Annotated in this window: 17 protein-coding genes; 9 read left to right on the top strand and 8 right to left on the bottom strand. The window is 59.4% G+C overall.

Annotated elements, in window-relative coordinates; all coding sequences use genetic code 11:
* Positions 1-3: 3 nt before the first annotated feature.
* Positions 4-1,941, top strand: a complete 1,938-nt coding sequence (locus QZ460_RS08170; RefSeq protein ID WP_290541084.1) for a beta-L-arabinofuranosidase domain-containing protein — start codon at positions 4-6, stop codon at positions 1,939-1,941.
* 55 nt (positions 1,942-1,996) lie between these two features.
* Entirely contained in the window at positions 1,997-3,682 is a 1,686-nt protein-coding gene (locus tag QZ460_RS08165; RefSeq protein ID WP_290541083.1) for a glycoside hydrolase domain-containing protein, read from the top strand.
* A gap of 262 nt (positions 3,683-3,944) precedes the next feature.
* Here the strand turns inward: QZ460_RS08165 and QZ460_RS08160 are convergent, their stop codons facing one another.
* Both QZ460_RS08160 and QZ460_RS08155 read right to left on the bottom strand, forming a co-directional pair.
* Entirely contained in the window at positions 3,945-6,062 is a 2,118-nt protein-coding gene (locus QZ460_RS08160; protein WP_290541082.1) for a hypothetical protein, read from the bottom strand.
* Complete coding sequence (locus QZ460_RS08155; protein WP_290541081.1) at positions 6,034-7,062, bottom strand: hypothetical protein; 1,029 nt, start codon at positions 7,060-7,062, stop codon at positions 6,034-6,036. Before QZ460_RS08155 ends, QZ460_RS08160 begins: the two co-directional genes overlap by 29 nt.
* 589 nt (positions 7,063-7,651) lie before the next feature.
* Here QZ460_RS08155 and hpt point away from each other — a divergent pair.
* The 3 genes from hpt (at position 7,652) to QZ460_RS08140 (ending at position 9,323) form a co-directional block, all read left to right on the top strand.
* Entirely contained in the window at positions 7,652-8,194 is a 543-nt protein-coding gene (hpt, locus tag QZ460_RS08150) for a hypoxanthine phosphoribosyltransferase (RefSeq protein ID WP_290541080.1), read from the top strand.
* The gene (locus QZ460_RS08145; protein ID WP_290541102.1) at positions 8,194-8,829 is read left to right on the top strand and encodes a 7-carboxy-7-deazaguanine synthase QueE; all 636 of its coding nucleotides are present in this window, start codon (positions 8,194-8,196) and stop codon (positions 8,827-8,829) included. The genes hpt and QZ460_RS08145 overlap by 1 nt, the downstream gene beginning before the upstream one ends.
* 218 nt (positions 8,830-9,047) lie before the next feature.
* Positions 9,048-9,323 (top strand): septum formation initiator family protein, encoded by a 276-nt coding sequence (locus tag QZ460_RS08140; protein WP_290541079.1) that lies wholly within the window; start codon positions 9,048-9,050, stop codon positions 9,321-9,323.
* A 107-nt stretch (positions 9,324-9,430) separates the two neighbouring features.
* On the opposite strand, the gene thiL is transcribed toward QZ460_RS08140, so the two are convergent.
* Positions 9,431-10,369, bottom strand: a complete 939-nt coding sequence (thiL, locus tag QZ460_RS08135; protein ID WP_290541078.1) for a thiamine-phosphate kinase — start codon at positions 10,367-10,369, stop codon at positions 9,431-9,433.
* A 192-nt stretch (positions 10,370-10,561) separates the two neighbouring features.
* Between thiL and aroQ the strand changes: the two genes are divergently transcribed.
* From aroQ to QZ460_RS08120, 3 genes are all read left to right on the top strand, one after another.
* Entirely contained in the window at positions 10,562-10,990 is a 429-nt protein-coding gene (gene aroQ / locus QZ460_RS08130; protein WP_290541077.1) for a type II 3-dehydroquinate dehydratase, read from the top strand.
* 174 nt (positions 10,991-11,164) lie between these two features.
* Positions 11,165-12,640, top strand: coding sequence for a pyruvate kinase (pyk, locus tag QZ460_RS08125; protein WP_290541076.1), 1,476 nt, complete (start codon positions 11,165-11,167; stop codon positions 12,638-12,640).
* 5 nt (positions 12,641-12,645) lie between these two features.
* Entirely contained in the window at positions 12,646-14,094 is a 1,449-nt protein-coding gene (locus QZ460_RS08120; RefSeq protein WP_290541075.1) for a lipopolysaccharide biosynthesis protein, read from the top strand.
* 30 nt (positions 14,095-14,124) lie between these two features.
* Here the strand turns inward: QZ460_RS08120 and buk are convergent, their stop codons facing one another.
* From buk to QZ460_RS08095, 5 genes are all read right to left on the bottom strand, one after another.
* Positions 14,125-15,192: a butyrate kinase gene (gene buk / locus QZ460_RS08115; protein WP_290541074.1), complete on the bottom strand. Its 1,068-nt coding sequence runs from the start codon at positions 15,190-15,192 to the stop codon at positions 14,125-14,127.
* Between the two features lie 131 nt (positions 15,193-15,323).
* On the bottom strand, positions 15,324-16,232 hold the full coding sequence (locus QZ460_RS08110; RefSeq protein ID WP_290541073.1) for a phosphate acyltransferase: 909 nt from the start codon (positions 16,230-16,232) through the stop codon (positions 15,324-15,326).
* Between the two features lie 152 nt (positions 16,233-16,384).
* Positions 16,385-17,587 (bottom strand): acetate kinase, encoded by a 1,203-nt coding sequence (locus QZ460_RS08105; RefSeq protein WP_290541072.1) that lies wholly within the window; start codon positions 17,585-17,587, stop codon positions 16,385-16,387.
* A 248-nt stretch (positions 17,588-17,835) separates the two neighbouring features.
* Entirely contained in the window at positions 17,836-18,210 is a 375-nt protein-coding gene (gene crcB, locus QZ460_RS08100; protein WP_290541071.1) for a fluoride efflux transporter CrcB, read from the bottom strand.
* Between the two features lie 253 nt (positions 18,211-18,463).
* Positions 18,464-19,138, bottom strand: a complete 675-nt coding sequence (locus QZ460_RS08095) for a response regulator transcription factor (RefSeq protein WP_290541070.1) — start codon at positions 19,136-19,138, stop codon at positions 18,464-18,466.
* Positions 19,139-19,257: 119 nt separating this feature from the next.
* Here QZ460_RS08095 and QZ460_RS08090 point away from each other — a divergent pair, with 119 nt between their 5' ends.
* Positions 19,258-21,270: a DEAD/DEAH box helicase gene (locus tag QZ460_RS08090; protein WP_290541069.1), complete on the top strand. Its 2,013-nt coding sequence runs from the start codon at positions 19,258-19,260 to the stop codon at positions 21,268-21,270.
* Positions 21,271-21,329: the final 59 nt, after the last annotated feature.

Raw genomic sequence — 21,329 nt, 5'->3', positions numbered from 1 at the left:
CGCATGAAGAAGTTGTTTTCAATTATTGCATTTTGTCTTGTCGGTATCACAACGAAAGCGCAAGCCCCTTATGCACAGTTTCAGGGAGGTATGATCGGTCGTACAGAGCCACTGGGATGGATCGAGGAATTCCTGCTTCGTCAAAAGACTGGGCTTACGGGGCACCCCGAAGCGATGTCCTACCCGTATGACTCCTGCCTTTGGGCGGGTGAGATCAGACGTAATACCGAAACCTACGGAAGCGATTGGTGGCGTTACGAGCAGACGGCTTATTACACCGACGGTTTGCTCCGCCTGGGCTACCTGCTCGACGACCCGGAGATGATTACCAAAGCCGAGGAGGGAATTCGCTACACGCTGGACAATGTGTCGTCCACCGGTGTTTTGGGGAATAAGGCTATCGAGTCAATGTGGCCTATGTGTGTCTATTTTCGGGTGCTGCAAGCCTATTATGAGCGGACGGGAGACCCGGCAATTCCCGCAGCTTTGGAAAGGCATTATATGAACTTTACGCAGGAACAGGTCGAGCAATGGCGCAACATCGTCAGCATTGAGGGAATGCTGTGGACTTATGGCAAAACCGGCAATGTGAAACTGCTGGATATTTGCGAGAAAACTTATAATGCCGGAAAATTCGGGGATTTGACACCAGCAGTTGCGGCCGGCGATGAGCGATTCGTCATGCATGGTGTCACCTGCATGGAAGAACTGAAACTCCCGATGCTGCTCTATGCCTATACGGGCAAACAATATTATCTGGATCTTGCACTCAATGCCGAACGCAAACTCTCTCGAGATCATATGCTCCCCGATGGAGTCCCTGCTAGTGCAGAGGCGCTTGTTGGAAACGGGAATGTCATCAACAGCCACGAAACTTGTAACATTTCCGACTATACCTGGACCCTGGAGCAATTTCTTCTGACTACGGGCGAAGCCCGGTGGGCTGACAAAATAGAAAAGGCTGTCTTCAATGCCGGACCGGGAGCCATTACCAAGGATTTTCGATCGTTGCAGTATTTCTCCTCTGTGAATCAGGTGATCGCTACAGGACGTTCAAATCATAACGAGTTCTTTCGAGGTTCGACCTGGATGGCTTTCCGCCCGACGCATGAAACGGAGTGCTGCGCCGGAAATATTCATCGTTTCATGCCTAATTATGTCGCACATATGTGGCTGCGCGGAAAAGATGGCTCTATTGCTGCCGTGCTCTATGGACCTTCGGCTGCAGTGTTCGACCTGCCGAACGGTCAACAATGTCGCATCGTACAGCAGACTTCGTATCCATTCGATGGAGAAATCGAGTTCTCTTTCGAATTGAAAGACAGGGAGGAAATTCCCTTTCTGCTACGTATTCCCGGCTGGTGTACGCAAGCCAAAATATTTGTTAATGGCAAACTATGGCGGGACGCGTGTCCGGCTGGTACATATGTGACTCTCCGACGCAAATTCAGAAATGGCGATCGAATTCGCCTGAGTCTTGGCATGCAACCCGTCATGCATGCTGTTCCCGGACAGGGAATCTATGTGCAGCGTGGGGCTTTGCTTTTTTCTTACCCTATTCCCCAACGGAAAACTGCTGATCGGACGGTTTATGCAAATATGAATGGTAAGGTTTCCGATAATCCTGCATTCGAATGCTGGAGCATCGAGCCTGCGGGTCCCTGGAATTATGCCCTTTATTCCGATCCGGACATGCCGCTAAAGGTCACTCGGGCAAAATCAGCAACCGCAGGAAGCTATCCGTTCGATTTGGAACATACACCTGTGAGAATTTCGATTCCTGTCAAACAGATTGCCTGGGATTTGGAAAAAGGACGTTACACCCCACGCCTTCCAGCCGGAGGGAAAGTCTGTGCCGTATCTGACCATATCGAATACCTCGAATTGACCCCTTACGGATGTACTGAACTCCGGCTTACTGTTTTTCCGAAATGCAATTAAGTATCAAACCGAATCCAAAATGCATATTTCCCAGCTCCGACTATTCGTTAATCGAATGATTCGAACCCTTTGTGTCGCGTTCCTGCTGCTGCCGATAGTCGGTCGTGGAGGGGAACTCGTAATCCGCGGCGTTGATCCTTTAGTCAATGTTCTTCCCGGAGGCGTCTGTCCTCCAGAGATGGATGATACCGTTCGTGTGGCCCGTGGTGAGAACGCCGTGCTGCAATTCGTCATTTCCTCTGAAGATTCTGTCTCGGAAATGATCCCTGTTCTTCAGAGTCTTAAAACGGAGCAGGGAGCCTCGTTAGACAAAAAGGTCTTCGGTTGGGTTCGGAATGTGCAGGCATCCCATAAGTACGAGCCGGCAGCTCCAGACGCTCTGCAATCTTCGTCTGGAGAATATCCCGATCCTATCCTGACCGACTCCTCTATATCTATTGCCGCTGGCGGCACTGTTGTGCTTTGGCTGGACATTCCGATTCCGACCGATGCCAAGGCGGGGCTTTACAAAGGAACAATACGCATTTCCGGGCTGAAGAACGGAACGCGGATCGTTGCTTACCGGCAGTTCTCCATACAAGTCTATTCCATCACTCTTCCCGAGCAATCGTTATTGGTTACCAACTGGTATTTCCCCGATAAATTTCCTTTCATGAACGGCGGAGACCCGGTGGAGGCCTATTCGCCCGCCTATTGGGCATGCATGCGGCAACTCGTGGAAACGGCATCGGCATACGGCCAGAATGTCTGGTTGCTTTATGAAACGGGAGTTCCTGTTCCGACGGCCGATGGCAAAGGAATGAGTTTCGATTTTTCCCGGATAGACAAAATGATCGAATTTCTGCTTCGGCATGCCGATGTTCGGCTGATTGAGGCCAACCATTTTGCCAAGCGCTCCCACAACGGATGGACCGATCCTTTCTGGGCGGAAATTCCGGTTCTCAACGGCAACGGCAATTATGTCCGGAAGCGGTTGCCCCACGACGATCCGCAGGTGAAACAGTACATTTCTACTTATTTCCCGGCCTTGCAGGAACACCTGCGCTCCAAAAAACTCGACGACGGGACCGGACGCACCTGGCTCGACATCTACACGCAGCATATCGGCGACGAACCTCTCGATGCGAACAAAGCTTCGTGGGAAGGATTGGCCCGCCAAGTGAAGCAGACGGCTCCCGACATCCGCATTATCGAAGCCTACCGTTCCTCGGCCTACGACCCTGCGTTGATTGACATTCTGGTACCGCAACTCGACGAATTTGCTTGGGACGTCTATCGAAAAATGCCTGCCGGGCACAGTTGCTGGTTCTATACCTGTATGTATCCCCGGGGGAGTTTCGCAAATCGTTATGTAACACTGCCGCTCATCAAGACTCGCCTGCTGCATTGGATCAACTACAAATACAACTCTCCGGGATACCTTCACTGGGGATTTAATGCATGGGGTGCGAATGGTGATCCTTTTGGTGATGTTTCCGCCCCCGCCAATGATTGGCCTGGCGGAGACTCGCATATAGTCTACCCCGGTTACCGTAAGCTCTACCCGTCGATTCGTCTGGCGGCTATGCGTGATGGTATTCGTGACTACGACCTGTTGAAAATGGTTGAAAGCCGAGATTCGATCCGTGCACAATCCTTTGTTAATGCGATTATCTTCGATTTCGACCGATACGATACATCGGTGTCTCGATTCCGGCAGATTCGCAGGGAAATATTGGAATTTCTGGAAGAGGTGCACTAATTGGAATATCAAGTTTGCCATCTTTGGGGCATCAAATAAACTCTGTCATGCTCTGTTTCCCTTTCAAACTCATCGGTTGGAGAGTGGCCCGCGCCAAGGGGAGCATCCATCCCGACAAGCGTAAAATTGCAATAATTTAGACCTGTCTCCAAACTTTTAGACAAAAATCAACATCCATTCCTCTCTATAAATCTCCTAAACTAAATCCACTTATGTTTTACCCGATCAGGGGGCCGGATCTATCCGATGAAAAAGATCGAAATTACCTCTCCTGATAGTCGCGGCGCGTGTCGCAGTGTGTCCGGACGTAGCGCCCGGCCGTCGTGGCGGACAACGCTTCGGTGCGGAGGCGTGTATAGCGGTGCATCATGAGGTGTACCTGCGCCTCGGTCTCCCGGTCGGTAATCAGGGCGAAGGCCTGCTGCTCCAGCCGGCGGCAGTAGGCGTCGAACTGACGGGGATGGGGCGGGATGTACCATCGGTTGGTGCGGTAGTGATCCTCGTCGCTGCTTTTGACATATTGGGTCAGCGCCCAGCACTTCCCGCGCGAATTGCGCAGTCCGATGACATAGCGCAGCTGCATCATGGCACGGCGGTTGGCATCGGCCGCCGTCCGCATCTCGCGTTGCAGGAAGTCCATCTCCACAGCGAAGCGGTATTTGTAGTCCGCAACCTCCTTTACGCGGTGTTCCGTGTCGAAGGGATCGTAGTGCATGCATCCCGTGCGGCAGGTGTTCAGGCGGTAGAAATACGACGGGGGTACCTTGCGGAAGTACTCCGCGGCCTTGTCGTAGCGCTCCATTCTCAGGTATTTGGTGCCGATGAGTTCGTTGACCAGATCCTCCGAAACGTAACCGCGTTCGCGGACAAAGCGGTCGAAATCCGACTGGGGGTGTGCCGTCCGGCGCGCATAGGCTATGAGGGAACGCACACTGATCGTGTCGGCCATGTGGAACCAGTCGGTGGTGTAGTCCAGGGCGTTGCGGGGCGCGGAGGTGCGGAGCCGCTCCAGCGCAACGGGCTTTCCCTCGTCGTCGGTGGTGCAATATCCCACCAGATGCACCAGGCGGTAATCGGCCATGTTGGTGACCTGAAGGGCCCGCTCGGGCTTCCCCGCCGCAAGGTAACGGGGGGCCGCAATGCCTGCCAGCACCTTGCGCAGTATGTCGTTCCAATAGTAGAAACTGCTGTGGGACAGCGTTTTGGTGTGGTTGATGACGGTTTCCCGCACCTCGGGGGTGATGTTGTTGCGGATTTTCGCGTCGAGCCACTTCATCTCCCGGAGCAGCATCGCATCGTAGGTCGCGTCGACCGGAAGGAGTCGGGCGTTGAGACAAAGGCGAAATACGCGCATCGACGCACGCAGAAATTCCGATGCTGCGCACCTTTCGCCGCGGGCCAGGACCTGCGAAGCCTCGCGGCTCCGGCCCTCCAGATCCAGGCAGCAGGCCTTGACGTAGTACCACGGGGCAAGGTTGCGGCACCGCCCCTCGCGCAACACGCGGTCGGCAAATGCCCTCAGCTCCTTATAGTCGGTTTGTGTCATTCGATCGGAATCTGCGGAGGCCCCCAGCAGCACCTGTTCGGCATGGCGGAGCAGGTGGTGCGAGTCGGGATTGAGCCGGTAGAGGAGGCGGTTCATCGCGTCGTCACGGGTGGAAAAGCCTAGTTGCCGCGCACAGAAAATCAGAGACTCCACATCTTCGTGACGAGCGAAAATCTCCAGTGCCTCGCTGGCTTCGCCCGTGCGAAGCAGGGCCCCGGCCACATAGCCCTCTATCCTGTCGCGCACCCATCCCGCAGGCAATGACGCCTGCCGCTCCTGCCACAGATTGATGCAGGCGCCGTATTCGCTCAGCGAGAACATCGCCCGCACGGCCTGCAGCGTGTAGCGGTCGAGCAGCGGCCCTTCGGTGCAGGTGAGCGACGAGTCTCTGACTGCGCACAGCCGGGTCGTGACATCGTCGCCCTCGCAAGGGTAATACCACGGCGAATTTCGATTTGCGCGCACCTCCTCGCATTGCTTGGCCAGCAGGAGCAGACGTCGGGCGTCGCCGTTCTCCGGGTGCGACAGCCAGCCGACAAACGAATTGCGGCCGGACGGCGTGTCGGCAGACCGGTTGGAGGTGGCCGCACGCAACCCTTCGGCCGAGAACTGGCAGAGTACTTCCGCGATGGCGGCCGTATCCGCCGCATTCCGGGTGAGGATTTGCCACAGGCGGCAGTTCTCGTGGAGGTCGGCACTCCGTTCGCCCGCGTGGTCGTAGAGGCGGACCATCAGGTAGTCGGCGGCTTTGTAGACAGGTGTCAGGCAGGCCGATAGGCGGGTGGGGACGAGGATCGGCAGGAGGCTAACGGCGATAAAGAGCTTCAATTTCATGGTCGGTGAATTGGGAAAGGTGCAACGAATCGAGGTGATAGAGGACGACGGCACTCTCCGCCGTGGCATAGAGCCGTTCGACGCGCTGTTTCACGCGAAGAATCTGCTCCGGATTCGGCGCGTCGAGGCGGATGCGGTCGTCGGGCCGAAGTTGGTGGTTCTCCAGGAAATGGGACTTGCGCACGCGGAAGATGTTGTTGCCGATAGGCTCGTAGCGGTCGGGGTCGGAGAAGTCCGTATGGTGGAGGATGGCCTTGAACGCCCCGTCGCGGAACCAGATCCCCCATGCAAAGACAGGGTAGGCGAAGTCCAGGGGAAGATCGCAGGTCGGCTTACGGCGCAGATACGGCGCGACATCCTCCTCGTCGAGAATCGAGTTGCGGGTGTCGTCGTCGCGCACATTGCCCGTGTTGTAGAGCATCAGCATGCCTCGGTCGACGGGCGGAGCCGCCTGGTGCAACTGATGCAGGCGGATGGTGGCGCCGAGGCGGATGCTGTCTTTCTGCAGTCGGGTGCGGATCTCGCGCAGGAGGTCGAAATACAGCGTTTGGGTCGAGCGCGTCCAGTCGCAGTCGATCTGCACCTCGCGGATCTGGCGGAGCATGTCGTGGCGGCGGCTCATGGCCATGATGCGGCCTGTGATTTTCTCGGCGTAGTCGGCCGTTTGTCCCTTCATGGCCTGCAGAGCCTCAACGGTGATGAAGACCGTCGGCGTGACGAGCATCCCGCTGCCGGGGCTCTCCGGGAAGCGGGTGGTGCCGACGGGCACAATCTGCGGGGCGGAGGCCGGGTTCCAGCGGTCGAGGTCCACATCGAAGAAGCGCAGGTAGAGACGGCCGATGCGGTGGCGCTCCATGAAGGCCGACTCCCATCCGGAGGTCGAGAAGGTGGTTTTCCAGTGGTAGATGCCCGCGGCGGGGAGGGTTTCGGTGGCGGACGGAGGCTGCGTGTCGCCGCACGCGACGGCGAACACCAGAAACAGGATGGGTAAATAATTCATCTTTTGGGATTTATTCTTGCGGCAAAGATGGGATTTCCCGCCGGGGTTATCGCCCGTTTGGCAGGGTAGTGTATGAAATGGGCGCGCGGCTATACCAAACCGCTCCGCGGAAGGCATTTGTTACATGCTGCGGGGAATTCGATGTCTCGGAATCGGCGCTTTGCCCGTTTGCTGCCGGATATCTGGGACCGGGAAAGGGGTTTGCAGGGGGGGGAGGGCCGATGTCCGCCGCCGGCGTTGGAATGGGGAGGCGGCAGTCCGGTGCCGGGTGCGGAAGTCCTTGGCATCCGTGCTTCGGCCGTTTCCTGCGGGGGCGAAGGGGCGGAGCCTTCTCGAGGGAGGCCGTCGTTGCGCGGCGGAAGTCCGGCGCCGGGTGGTCGGGGGGAGTCCGCGGGAGAGGGGCTTTGCGAAATAGCGGCGGGGTGTTGTCCGGTCGGGAGGGGGCGTTGCGCGGCGGCAGTCCCGCGCTGTTGGGAAAACGGCCCGGGGGCGGCGGGTGATCTTTTTGCGATTATTTTCTCCGAAGACTTCGTTTGTTGCGCGCAAATAGTTACTTTTGCAGGTATAATTCCAAAAATCCCGTAGCGAAATGGAGAATATCATACAACTTCACGACAAGAAGTTCCGAATCATGATCCCCGCCGAACAGATCGACAAGGCCGTGGATGCCGTGGCGCAGCGAATCAATGCCGACTATGCCGGCAAGGAGACTCCGCTGTTTCTGGGGATTCTCAACGGTTCGTTCATGTTCATGTCCGACCTGATCAAGAAAATCGAATTCCAGAACGAACTCTCGTTCGTCAAGCTGGCTTCGTACGACGGAACCTGCTCCACGGGCAACGTGAAAAGTCTGATCGGTCTGAACAATTCGATCGAGGGCCGTCATGTGATCATCGTCGAGGACATCGTGGACACCGGCGAGTCGATCGAGCACATGATCAAGGACCTTGAGGCCCGAAATCCGGCGTCGGTCGAGGTTTGTACGCTCTTCTTCAAACCCGGGTCGTACCGCAAGACGTTGCCGATCAAGTACCGCGCCATGGAGATCGGCAACGAGTTCATCGTGGGCTACGGGCTGGACTACGACCAGCTGGGCCGCAGTCTCAAGGATATTTACGTCGTGACCGAGTGATGGTAGCCGCAACCGATCCCGCATGGCTCGACGGCGGGCGGATGTTGCCGCTGGTCGAGGATTTCTACACCATTCAGGGCGAGGGTTTCCACACCGGAAAACCCGCCTATTTCATCCGGCTCGGAGGTTGTGACGTCGGTTGCCGCTGGTGCGACGCCAAGTATACGTGGAACCCGAAACTCTATCCGCCGACCGATGTGCAGACGGTGATCGACCGGGCGACGTCGTGTCCGGCCCAGGCCATCGTCATCACGGGGGGCGAGCCGCTGCTCTATCCGCTGGGGGTGCTCACGGAGACGCTGCGCGAAAAGGGCTTGCAGATTTTTCTGGAGACCTCGGGGTCGCATCCCTTCAGCGGTGTTTTCGACTGGGTGTGTCTCTCGCCGAAGCGCCGGCAGCCGCCTTTGGACGAGGCGTTCGAACGGGCCGACGAGCTGAAGGTGATCGTCGAGTCGGAGGAGGATTTCGAATGGGCCGAGCGGAATGCCGCCCGCGTAGGCGGAAAGAGTCTGCTCTTCCTCCAGCCCGAATGGAGCGTCGCCGAGAAGGTGATGCCCGCGATCGTCGCGTATGTCAAGGCGCATCCGCAATGGAACATCTCCATTCAGACGCACAAATACATGCACATTCCCTGATGCCGATTTGCGGCAGGGGGAGGCTCTGTACCCCGGAATGCCGGCATTTGGCGTGTTCCGTCGGGGGCAGGCGCCGTTTCGGCCCTTGTCCGGGAGTAAGAGGGGCGTAGTTTGTCCGGGTGCCGCGTTTTGCTCGGGAGCGTTTTGTCCGGGGGTATTTTGCCTGGGGGTATTTTGCCCGGGAGCCGCGTTTTGTTCGGGAGTAATAAATTGGATCAATGAAAATTCGGTTCGGCCGCAGATTCTGGATCGTCGCAACGGCGATCATTGTCGTCCTCACGATGTTCGTCGTGGGGCGCAATGCCCTGCATGCCGTGAAGATCAAGCGGCAGATCAATGCCCTGGCCCGCGAGCAAATCTATTACACCGGGAAGATCGAACAGGACAGCACCCTGCTCGAACGGCTGAAGTACGATGATTATCTCGAGGAGTACGCCCGGGAGAATTACCACATGCAGGGACGCAACGAACGCGTCTACATCATTCGGGACTGAGTTTTTCCGATTTCATGGAGCGCTGAGTGTGGCGCTCGCGGGGTGTGGACGCGACCTGTCCCGATACGGTCGGCATGCGGGGATGGAGCCATTCATCCCCGTTTGCATCAATAGTGTTCGAACCCGTGCCAGTCCAGCGGCTCGGGTTTTCCGTTGCGGAGCCATACGAAGCCCGGTTGGGGCGTGATGCGGCCGATGGGGTGGATGGGTGTGCCGAAGCGGATGCGGAAATCCGCGGCGAGGCGTTCGGCTGCCTCCGGAGCGGCGGTGAACAGGAGTTTGTAGTCTTCGCCTCCGCAGGCGGCCATGCGGACGTCGGTGCCCGGTGCCACGGGGATCTGCCCGAGGGCAACTTCGGCGCCGACGCCCGAGCAGTCGAGGATGTGTCTCAGGTCGGAGGCCAGTCCGTCCGAAAGGTCCATCATGGCGTGCACCTCGGGGCGGGTGCCGAGCCAGATGCCTTCGGCGACCTGCGGTTGCGGGTTGCGGTGGACGGCTGCCGCGGGGGTGTCGTAGCGCCCCGCGAGGATGTCTTGCAGGCCCGCTCCCGAGGCGCCGAGTTCCCCGGCGGTGAAGATCACATCGCCGGGGCGTGCGTCGCTGCGCCGCTTGAGGTGGGTGTCGGTTGCGCGGCCGATGGCCGTGACGTTGATCGTGATGCCTGACAGCGAGCGGGTCGTGTCGCCGCCGGCGAGCGTCACGCCGAACTCCCCGGAGAGCTCCCGGTAGCCGAGCATGAATTCTTCGGCCCACGCATCGGCGGCATCGGCCGGAAGGGCGATCGAGAGCAGTGTCGCCACGGGACGGGCGCCCATGGCGGCCACGTCGCTCAAGTTTACGGCGAGGGACTTGCGCCCCAGCTCGCGGGCCGAGGTCGCCGCACGCAGAAAGTGAACCCCTTCGGTCAAGAGATCCGCGGTGAAGACCAGCGATTCGCCGCCGCCGACAGGCAACACGGAGCAGTCGTCGCCGATGCCCTCGAATCCGTTGTCGGGAAGCGGGGCGAAAAGGGCTTTTATGTTGTCGATGAATCCGAATTCGGTCATGGAAGAGTGGTGTTATGGTGCAAAGGTACCGATTTTTTCGGTGATTTTTCGTATCTTTGGTGCCGCGACCGCACTTTTATCCGCCGCAGCATTTTGCCGGAGCGGATGCGATTCGGGTTTGTTCTCGTCCGACTTTTTCGTATCTTTGTCCGGGAATCGCCCGCTTGGGGCGTCAGGTTAATGAATGGAGCTATGAAGATATTGATTCTCAACGGACCGAACCTCAATCTTCAGGGACGGCGCGACACCGGGGTTTACGGATCGCAGACCTTCGAGTCGTATTTCGAGACGCTGAAAGCGGCCTGCCCCGCGGTGGAGTTTGGCTATTTCCAGTCGAACATCGAAGGCGAACTGATCGATGCCGTGCAGCAGGCCGAGGGCCTCTACGACGGCGTGGTGCTCAATGCCGGCGGATATACGCATACTTCGGTGGCGCTGCGCGACGCCGTGTCGGCCGTGTCGTTTCCCGTCGTCGAGGTGCACATCTCCTCGATCCTCGCCCGCGAGGAGTTTCGCCACACCTCCCTGCTGGCTCCCGTGGTCAGGGGCTCGATCATGGGCTTCGGGCTGGATTCGTACCGATTGGGAACGGAAGCCCTGTTGCTGATCGGCGAAAGGTAGCGGTTCGGTCCGAGGGCCCGGGAGAGTGCCGTCGGACAGATTTTCGCCCCTCCCCCGGGCCGCGGAGAGTGGTTGCGGGAGCGGCCGGACTTGCAAACGGTACCTGGGGCCGTCCGGATACCCTCTGGGGCGGATTGAAAAATTGAAAGGACAAAAAACCAAAAATATTTCTGTATGTATCGCATGAAAAAAACCAAGATTGTCGCAACGATGTCGGATTTCCGTTGTAACGAGGAGTTTGTAAAACAGCTTTTCGACGCGGGGATGGACGTGGTGCGCGTCAATTCGGCGCACGTCACTGAGGACGGAGCCACACATATCGTCGAGACGGTGCACCGGGTGAACCCGGCCATTCCGATCATGATAGATACCAAGGGACCCGAAATCCGTGTCACGACGATCGCCGACGAATACGGCAACAGCATCAATTTCCATCCCGGAGACCGGGTGGCCGTGCGCGGTTCGGACGGCTCGGACTTCACGACCCGCAAGGTGGTCTACATGAACGTGCCCTCGATCGTGAACGATATTCCCGTCGGGGCGCGGATGCTGATCGCCGACGGCGAGCTGGAAATCCGCGTCGTGGGCAAGAATGACACGGAGCTGGACTGCGAGTTCGTCGTGGGAGGCGCCATGCGTTCGCGCAAGAGCGTCAACGTGCCGGGTGTGTCGATCGACCTGCCGTCGGTCACCGAGAAGGACCGGCGCTTCATCGAATGGGCCGTGAAGAACGACGTCGATTTCATTGCGCATTCGTTCGTGCGCTCGGCACGCGACATCCGGGCCGTGCAGGAGATTCTCGACGCCCACGGCAGCAACATCAAGATCATCTCGAAGATCGAGAACCAGGAGGGACTCGACAACATCGACGAGATCATCGAGGCTTCATACGGCATCATGGTTGCCCGCGGTGACCTAGGCGTGGAGCTCCCGGCCGAGGCCATTCCCAACACGCAGCGGCGTATCGTCGAGAAGTGTATCTGCGCCAAGCGTCCCGTGATCATCGCCACGCAGATGCTCTATTCGATGGTCAAGTCCCCGCGCCCGACGCGCGCCGAGGTGAGCGATGTGGCCAGCGCCATCTACGAACGTGTGGATGCCGTGATGCTGAGCGACGAGACCGCCATGGGCGATTTCCCCGTGCAGTCGGTGGAGACCATGGCCCGCATCGCCCGCGAAATCGAACGCGACGAGACGCATTTCAAGCCGATGATCGACATGGACATGGTTTCGGTGAACCACGAGATCACCGCACAGCTGGCCCGTTCGGCCGTGCGCGCCTCGACCAACCTGCCGATCAAATATGTGGTGCTCGACACTAAGACGGGCCGCACAGGCCGTTATCTGGCGGCGTTCCGAGGCCGCAAGACCGTGATGGCCGTCTGCTACCAGCTGCATGCGCAGCGTATTCTGGCCCTGTCGTATGGTGTCGTGCCGATTCTCCGGACGCAGGAACTCTCCGACAAATACCACTTCCTGGTCGATGCCCTGGAGTTCCTCGACCAGTACCGCAAGCTCGACGACGGTGACCTGATGGCCATCGTGGGCGGTAGTTTCGGTCCCGACGGCGGTGCGTCGTATGTCGAGATTGCCAACGTGCAGAATATCCGCAAGCGTAACGAGGAGATCGTAGCGCAGCACAACGGTTAGTTTTTTTGGGCGGCGAACTCAAAGAGAAAGTCGCGCAGGGCGTGGCGTGGAGCATGGCCGAGAAGATCGGCTCGATGCTCCTCACGATGGCCGTGCGGCTGGTCATCCTGCGCCTGCTGACGCGCGACATTCTGGGCTTCATGTCCATTCCGTCGGCCGTCGTGACGGTGTTGCTGGTGATCGTCGACAGCGGGTTTTCGCAGAGCCTGGTCCGTCACAAGGGGCCTTCGCAAAGAGATTACAAGTCGGTTTTCCTCTTCAACATGGCCGTGTCGGTGGTCCTGTATGGGCTGCTGGTGGCGGTGGCGCCCTTCGCGGCGCGCTGGTACGACATGCCCGAGATTGCACGGATCGCCCCGGTTTTCTTCCTCCTGCTGCCGCTCAACGCCCTGTGTGCCGTTCAGAATACGATCTTCATCCGCCAGTTCCGTTTTGCGCTGCTCTCGAAGGTGACCTTCCTCTCGTCGCTGGCCGGCGGGCTGGCTGCCATTGTGCTGGCGCTGGCCGGGTGGGGCATCTGGAGCCTCGTGGCCGAGCGCGTGATCGCGGTCGGGATACGCACCGCCTTGCTGTGGTGGCTGAGCGACTGGCGCCCCTGCGGCAAGTGCGGACTGGCACCCCTGCGGGAGATGGCTCCGTTCGGATGCAGCCTGATGGTGACGGACCTGATTGCGAATTTCTACAACAGGGTACCCCTGTTTTTCCTCGGAAAACTCTATTCACCTGCGGTGCTCGGGTCGTTCGACCAGGCGGTGAAACTCAAAGACATGCCCGCAGCAACGGGCATTCAGGCCGTGCAGAACGTCACATTCCCGGCTCTGGCGAAGATCCGCGACGACGCCCCGAGGTTTGCCGAGAGCTATCGGCAGGTGGTGATGGTCGTCGCTTACGTGATGTTTCCGATCATGCTGGGCATGTCGGCTGTGGCGCATGACATGTTCGCCGTGCTGCTGGGCGAGGAGTGGATGCCGACGGTCCCCTATTTCGAGGCGGTGTGTCTGGCGGGGTTGTTCTATCCGATTGCCTTGATGGCGTACAATGTGTTGAAAGTCAAGTGTAAGGGTCCGCTTATCGTGCGTCTCGAAGTCGTGAAGAAGATCATCATGACGGCGATCTTCGCCGTGACGATTCCGCACAGCGTGATGGCCGTGGTCTGGGGACTGGTGGCCATTGCGTTCTGCGAAATGGCGGTCAACTTCCTGGCGACGACGCGTTTCACCACCCTGACGCTCCGGTGTTTCGTCCGGACGCTGTTGCCCGTGGTGCTGGTGTCGGGAGCGATGTATTTCCTCGTGCGGATCGCCGCAGCGGCGATTCCGGGCAGCGACCTGCTGCGGCTGGCGGCCGAACTGGTGACGGGGGTGGTCAGCTACCTTGCGCTCTCGGCGCTGTTCCGGCTGGAGGCCTTCCGCGAAGTGACGTCCATCATCAAAAAACAGGTTGCCCGAAGATAGGCAACCTGTCTTTTTTCGGGGTATGTCCCGCTACTTGTACTCTTTCGGGGTGGTGATGCCCCGGAGCACCAACAGCGCGTTGGTGGCCAGTGCTTCGAGTTCGTTCTCGCCCGGATAGACCGAGATCGGCGCGATGAACGAGCAGTGTTCGCGGATGTACTCCACGACAGGCTCGTTGTAGGCGATGCCGCCCGTGAGGACGATGCCCTGAACGTCGCCCGAGAGGGCTGCGGCCAGACCTCCGATCTGTTTCACGATGTTGTAGCACATGGCATCGAGAACCTTTTGGGCCTGCTGGTCGCCCTGGGCGATGCGTTCCATGACCTGAAGCATGGAGTTGGTGCCCAGGTAGGCCACCAGTCCGCCTTTGCTCGAAATGAATTTCAGCAGCTCCTCTTTCGTATATTGTCCCGAGAAGCAGACCTTGATCAGTTCGCTCGAAGGGATGCTGCCCGCACGGTCCGGGGCAAAAGGACCGTCGCCGTCGAGCGCATTGTTGACATCGACGATACGCCCCTGCTTGTGGGCCGCGATCGAGATGCCGCCTCCCATGTGGGCCACAATCAGATTCGACTTTTCGTAGACCAGGCCCGTCCGTTCGCAGTGAAGACGCACCGTGGCCTTTTGGTTCAGGGCGTGGAAGATCGATTTGCGCGGGCACATCGGCATGCCCGTGATGCGTGCCGCATCGTCCATCTCGTCGACCACCGGCGGGTCGGCGATGTAGGCCTTGACGCCCGCCATGTGGGCGATTTGTGCCGCAAGCAGTCCTCCGAGGTTGCAGGCGTGCTTCATCTGCGCGTTACGCAGATCGTGGCGCATGCGCGAATTGACTTCGTAGACTCCTGAGGGAATGGGGCGTATCAACCCGCCCCGGCCGATCACCGCCGAGAGATCCTTGATGTCGAACGCCTTTTCGCGGAGTGCCGCGAGAATCAGTCCGCGGCGCCAGTCCAGCTGGTCGTTCACGCAGGCAAAGCGGGAGATCTCCTCGGTGGAGTGACGCAGGTTCAATTCCAACAAAGGTCGCTCCTCGTCGTAGAGGGCGACCTTTGTAGACGTTGAGCCGGGATTTATTGCTAAAATTTTGTAGCTCATAAGTTCTCGGTTCGTTTTTTACGTGAGTCCGACGAATTCGCAACGACTCGCGGTCGGGATGGTTCAACCGGGATGCGTCGCTTCGCTCGTCGAATGGATTTAAGATTAGGTTAGGTCCGAAGTCCGGAATTTTATTTTTTTACAGCCAAGCAGGCCAGCGCTATCGAGAAAAGCTTGGTCTTGCTCGTGTCGCCGCGCGAGGTCAGCACGCACGGAACCTTCGTACCCATGACCATCGCCGCCAGTTCGCCGCCGCAGAGGTGCGAGACCGACTTGAAGAAGACATTGCCCGATTCGAGGTTGGGGAACAGCAGGCAGTCGGGATCTCCGGCCACCGACGAACCCTTGACCTTTTTGTGCTCGGCGACCTCCTTGTAGAGGGCCACGTCCAGCGACAGCGGACCGTCGACGGTGACGTTGCCCAGCTGGCCGCGGTCGGCCATCTTGGCCAGCAGTGCGCCTTCGGTCGAGGAGATCACGTTGGGAAGCAACTGCTCCGAGGGGGCGATGCAGGCGATTTTCGGACGCTCGATGCCCAGCAGGTTGGCCGTGCGGGCCAGGTAGCCGATCTGCACCATCTTCTGCTTGAAGTCGGGGAGCGGAAGAACCGCCACGTCCGAGATGATGAGCAGTTTGTGGTAGCAGGGCATTTCGACGATCGAAACGTGGCTCAGGACGCCTTTCGGAGGGAACAGTCCGGCCTCCTTGTTGAGGATGCCGCGCATGTACTTGTCGGTCGAGACCAGACCTTTCATCAGTACGTCGGCATTACCCGAGACGACCGAGGCCACGGCCTGCTGGACGCACTTCATGTCGTTCGGCTCGTCGACGATGTTGAATGCGTTGATGTCGATGTCGTTCTCCTGGCAGACCTTCTTGATGATCTCCTTGTCGCCGAAGAGCGTGGGCTCCACCAGACCCTCCTTGTAGGCTTCGTAGACCGCCTCCAGTGTATGCGAATCCTGCCCGTAGGCTACGGCAAGACGCTTTTTACCCTGTTTTCTCGCCTCCTCGACGATTTCGCTAAGATGCTGAATCATGATGTTGTTCTATTTAAAAATTTGTTGGTTGTCTATGGGTGTCGGTATGTTGCCGACCATTGGTTTTTTTTTCCCCCCCCCCTCTCTCTCCCTTGGGATCGGTTGCAAATCGGATCTGCCTCCGGCCCGCGGGGGCTTGGGTGCGGCGGGTGTTATTTGACCAGATTATACGTATCCGTGGCGATCACCAGCTCCTCGTTGGTGGCGATGGTGGCGATCAGGACCTTCGAATCCGGGGCCGAGAGGATCATGTTCACCCCGCGTGCTCCCTTGTTGGCGGCAGGGTCGAATTTCACGCCCATGAACTCCAGACCGGAGCAGACCTCCTCGCGCATCTCGCACGAATTCTCGCCCACACCGCCTGTGAAGATGATCATGTCGACACCGCCCATCTCGGCAGCATATTCGCCGATGAACTTCTTGATGCGTCCGTAGTACATGTCGCGCGCCAGAATTGCACGGGGGTTGCCCTCGTCGTAGGCGCGGTCGATGTCGCGCATGTCGCTCGAAATATCCGTGAGGCCCTGCACGCCCGACTTCTTGTTCATCATCGTGTTCAGCTCGGCATAGCTCATGCCCTCCTTTTCGCCGATGAACGTGATGGCACTGGCGTCCACCTGGCCGCAGCGCGTGCCCATCACCAGGCCGTCGAGCGGCGAGAAGCCCATCGAGGTGTCGAACGACTTGCCGTTGAGAATCGCCGTCACCGAACCGCCGTTGCCGATGTGGCAGGTGATGATCCGCGAATTGTGCAGATCGAGCCCGGCCAGTTCGGCGCCCACCTTGGCCACATACTTGTGGCTGGTTCCGTGGAAACCGTATTTGCGCACGCGGTATTTCTCGTAGTAGGCGTGGGGCAGGGCATACATGTAGTTCACCGCCGGAATCGACTGGTGGAACGAGGTGTCGAAGACCGTAACCTGGGGAACGCCGGGCAGCACCTTCTCGATCGAAAGCACGCCTTCGAGGTTGGCGGGGTTGTGCAGCGGGGCGATCTCGAACAGCGAGCGGATCTTCGCCTTGGCATCCTCGGTGACGATGCAACTCTCGGGGAAGAACTCGCCGCCATGGGCTACGCGGTGGCCGACGGCCTTCACCTCCTCGAGCGAGGCGATCACGCCGTGGGTGGGATCGGTGAGGGCGTCGAGCACCAGTTTGATGCCGGTCGTGTGGTCGGGAATCGGCTGGTGGAGCTCGAAGGGATTCTTGTCGACGGGTTTATGGGTCAGATCGCCTTCCGGGAGGCCGATGCGTTCCACGATGCCTTTTGCGAGCAGTTTGCTCGAGGACTCCTCCATGTCGATCACCTGATATTTGATCGAAGAGGAGCCGCAGTTTAAAACTAGAATTACCATAAGTCTTATTTAAGTTTTATGTTTTTTGTCCGTTATTCTGTCGTCGGCCGGTGCCCTTGCCGCCTTTGCGGCGCCTGCACGTTTGGCCTGCCCAGTCCATGGCCGGGTTTTCGGGGCGACGCGGCCTTTCTGCGTCCTGACCCGATTCTGTGCTTCCGTTCCCAGGAGCCGGTTCTCCAATGCAATCCGGATTTCCGGGCCGGGAGTGCGCGGTGGGCCGGGAAGGGTCGTCGGCTTACGGGGGCAGGCTAAATCCGGCTTCGCAACCCCGCCAGCCACATGCCCAGCGCCGCGAAGGCGATGCAGACCGCGGCGCTCAAGGCCATGTAGGCCGCTGCGGAACCGTAGTCCCCGGCGCGCAGCAGCCGCACGGTATCGGCCGAAAAGGTCGAAAAGGTGGTGAACCCGCCGCAGAACCCTACAATGAGCAACCATCCTGCCACAGCCGAATTTGTGGTCTCCAGCAGGATGCCGATCAGCAGCGATCCCGCGGCATTGACCGCGAACGTTCCAGCCGGAAAACCCAGAAGCGTGTGTCCTCCGAGCAGCCAGGCGGAGAGCATGTAGCGGGCGATACTCCCGGCGGCGCCTCCCAGGCCCACGGCAAAAAGTTCACGAATCATAATTTAAATATATGTATTATTTTACGGATGTGCAAATTTAAGCAAAAAATGATTACGGATCGTCTATTTGGTTGCCGAAATAAGGGGAAAATTTGTCATATATGACGTCGGAGACGGTTTGTCTTCGTCTTCGGAGGGGCGGCGTGGGAGAAACGGAGGTGTGGTCAAGGGGATATGGAGTCGGCAGAGAAGGGTATGGCGCAGGAGGGTCGGCTTCAGCGGAGCAGCCCCCCCCTCGCTCTGCAGCCTGCGTTCAGGAGGGGTCGTATTTGTAGCCCACGCCTTTCACGGTCACGATGCGTTCGTCGCCGATCTTCTGGCGCAGCTTGCGGATGTGCACGTCGATCGTGCGGTCGCCCACGACGACCTCCGTGCCCCATATCTTGGCGTAGATCTCCTCGCGGGGAATCAGCTTGCCGGGCGACGAGTAGAGCAGGTCCAGCAGTGCGAACTCCTTGCGCGGGAGGGCGATCTCCTGTCCGTCGCGGATCACCGTGTAGCGCTCGCGGTTGACCGTGATTCCCGGAGCCGGGGCCTTCTCGGGCGGCCTGTCGGCGTCGATGCGCTTGAGGATGGCCTGCACGCGGCTTACCAGCAGCTTCATCTTGATCGGTTTGGTCAGGTAGTCGTCGGCTCCCACGTCGAAGCCGGCCAGTTGCTGCCCCTCCTCGCCCAGCGCCGAGAGGAAAACCACCATGGTATCCTTCAGAACCGGGTTGCGGCGGATCGCACGGCAGGTCTGCGCCCCGTCCATCACCGGCATCATCATGTCCAGCAGAATCAGGTGCGGACGGCATGCCGCGGCCACTTTCAGCGCCTCGGCGCCGTTCTCGGCCGTGAAGACTTCGTAACCCTCGCGTACGAGGTTGTAACGGACGAATTCGAGGATGTCCACCTCGTCGTCGACCAGCAGGATGCGGTGGCTCATGGTGTCGATTTTCGGTCTGATGCCCACAGGGGGCGTGTGTGTAACTTTTTGCGAAGATAATGATTTTCCGGCGAATATTCAATAAATTGTCGTACCTTTGCCCCCTCAACTATTCATATATGATCAACGAAGCTGATTTCGGTGCCTTGGGACTTAGCGAGGAGATGCTCGCGGCCGTCCATGCAAAAGGGTTCGAAACACCCACCTCCATCCAACGACTTACGATTCCCCGTCTGCTCACGGGAGAGAACGACATCATTGCGCAATCCCAGACCGGAACGGGCAAAACGGCGGCTTTCGGGCTGCCCATACTCCAGCAGATCGAGCCCTCGAAAGAGGGCGTGCAGGCCATCGTCCTCGTCCCGACGCGCGAGCTGGCCGTGCAGGCTGCCGAGGAACTCCTGAGCTACAACCGCCAGCGGCGGCTGTCGATCACGGCCATCTACGGAGGGGCCGCGATGGGCGAGCAGCTGCGCCGTCTGTCGCGGGGCGTCGACATCGTCGTCGGCACGCCGGGCCGTGTGCTGGACCACATCCGCCGCGGAACGCTCCACCTGGACAAGGTCCGCTTCCTGGTTCTGGACGAAGCCGACGAAATGCTCAACATGGGCTTCGTGGAGGATGTCGAGGAGATCATGGGACACACGGGGGAGGACCGCCGCGTGCTGCTCTTTTCGGCCACGATGCCCGAGCGGATCGTCCGTCTTTCGGAGGCTTACATGCGCAATACGGAGATGCTGCGCGTGGAGTCGCAGCACCTGATCACCGACCTTACGAATCAGATCTATTTCGAGGTGCGCGAGGCCGACAAGTTCGACGCCATGACACGCATCATCGACATCGAGCCGGACTTTTACGGCATCGTCTTCTGCCGCACGAAGATCAGTGTGGACGAGGTGGCGACGCGTCTGGTGGCCCAGGGCTATTCGGCCGAGGGGCTGCACGGCGACGTGTCGCAGGCCCAGCGCGAGAAGATCCTCCGCAAGTTCCGCGACAAGGTGGTCAACATCCTGGTGGCCACCGATGTGGCGGCGCGGGGTATCGACGTGTCGAACCTTTCGCACGTGATCAACTACTCGCTGCCGCAGGATTCGGAGAGCTATGTCCACCGCATCGGCCGCACGGGCCGCGCCGGGAATCAGGGCACGGCCATCACCTTTATCTCGGGGGCCGAACTGCGCCGTTTCAACTGGATGATGCGCGACATCAAAGCCGACATCAAGCGGGAGACGCTGCCGTCGCCGCAGGATATTGTGGCGATGAAGCGCGCCAGAATCAAGGAGGATTTGCAGGAGATCGTGGCCAATGAGAGTTACGGCGACTATGCCGACATCGCGGCCGAACTGCTCGAAAGCTATGCGCCCGAAGTGGCGCTGGGGGCCTTGTTGCGGCTGGCTTTCCGCAGTGAGCTGGATCAGAACAGCTACCCCGAAATCCGCTCGTTCTCGGTCGACCGCAAGGGGAAGGCGCGGTTGTTCCTGGCCCTTGGAGGCCGCGACGGATATACGGCCCGCCGGATTGTGGAGATGCTCAAGCGCAAGTGCGGGCTGCGGGACAAACATATCGACGACGTGCGCGTTTTCGAGAACTATTCGCTGGTGAGTGTGCCGTTCAGCGACGCCGAGGCGGTCGTGGGACAGCTCAACGCTTCGGGAGGCCGTCGGCGCATCGCCAAGATCGACGGTTCCGACGCGAAGAACGGCGGCGGGAAGCGGAACCGGCCGGCTGTTGAGGAAGGCGGCGAGGGCGTGTCCGGCGGCGAATCGGCCGGCGAGTGGCGTCCCGGCGTGCGGGGACGCAAGCGGTCGGAGTGGTCGGAACGACCGGAAGGCGCCGGGGAGTTGCGCTCCGAACGGCGGCCGCGCAGGGACGATGCGGAACCGGCGGAGGAGGCCGGGGAGCGGGCTCCCGCGAAACGGAGCCGCAAAAAGGCTGAAAACGACTGGAGTACGCCTCCGACGGGCGGCAACGACGGCTTCGACTGGGAGGCTTTTCAGCGTTACGACGATGCCGCGGCGTGGGAGAAGCCCAAGCGCGGCGGAACCCGGAGCGTCCGCCGCAGCGGCCGTCCCGTGACGACGGGCCGTCAGGCTGCACCCAGGCGCATTGCCGCAAAGGGCCGCAAGCGCTGACGAGGGGCCGCAACGGACTGAAAAATCGCGCCGCCGTATCGGGATGCAGCCATTTCGCA

Source organism: Alistipes sp., from assembly GCF_020026455.1.
GTDB lineage: Bacteria > Bacteroidota > Bacteroidia > Bacteroidales > Rikenellaceae > Alistipes.
The sequence above is the reverse complement of the archived record's forward strand: the minus strand, read 5'-3'. Positions and strand labels throughout refer to the sequence as shown.

Coding starts and splice junctions, on each gene's coding strand:
- QZ460_RS08110 (WP_290541073.1), bottom strand. CDS start 16,232: ATGATTCAGCATCTTAGCGAAATCGTCGAGGAGGCGAGAAAACAGGGT.
- QZ460_RS08095 (WP_290541070.1), bottom strand. CDS start 19,138: ATGAGCCACCGCATCCTGCTGGTCGACGACGAGGTGGACATCCTCGAA.
- QZ460_RS08170 (WP_290541084.1), top strand. CDS start 4: ATGAAGAAGTTGTTTTCAATTATTGCATTTTGTCTTGTCGGTATCACA.
- QZ460_RS08155 (WP_290541081.1), bottom strand. CDS start 7,062: ATGAATTATTTACCCATCCTGTTTCTGGTGTTCGCCGTCGCGTGCGGC.
- aroQ (WP_290541077.1), top strand. CDS start 10,562: ATGAAGATATTGATTCTCAACGGACCGAACCTCAATCTTCAGGGACGG.
- QZ460_RS08090 (WP_290541069.1), top strand. CDS start 19,258: ATGATCAACGAAGCTGATTTCGGTGCCTTGGGACTTAGCGAGGAGATG.
- pyk (WP_290541076.1), top strand. CDS start 11,165: ATGTATCGCATGAAAAAAACCAAGATTGTCGCAACGATGTCGGATTTC.
- QZ460_RS08160 (WP_290541082.1), bottom strand. CDS start 6,062: ATGAAATTGAAGCTCTTTATCGCCGTTAGCCTCCTGCCGATCCTCGTC.
- hpt (WP_290541080.1), top strand. CDS start 7,652: ATGGAGAATATCATACAACTTCACGACAAGAAGTTCCGAATCATGATC.
- buk (WP_290541074.1), bottom strand. CDS start 15,192: ATGAGCTACAAAATTTTAGCAATAAATCCCGGCTCAACGTCTACAAAG.
- QZ460_RS08165 (WP_290541083.1), top strand. CDS start 1,997: ATGATTCGAACCCTTTGTGTCGCGTTCCTGCTGCTGCCGATAGTCGGT.
- thiL (WP_290541078.1), bottom strand. CDS start 10,369: ATGACCGAATTCGGATTCATCGACAACATAAAAGCCCTTTTCGCCCCG.
- crcB (WP_290541071.1), bottom strand. CDS start 18,210: ATGATTCGTGAACTTTTTGCCGTGGGCCTGGGAGGCGCCGCCGGGAGT.
- QZ460_RS08105 (WP_290541072.1), bottom strand. CDS start 17,587: ATGGTAATTCTAGTTTTAAACTGCGGCTCCTCTTCGATCAAATATCAG.
- QZ460_RS08140 (WP_290541079.1), top strand. CDS start 9,048: ATGAAAATTCGGTTCGGCCGCAGATTCTGGATCGTCGCAACGGCGATC.
- QZ460_RS08145 (WP_290541102.1), top strand. CDS start 8,194: ATGGTAGCCGCAACCGATCCCGCATGGCTCGACGGCGGGCGGATGTTG.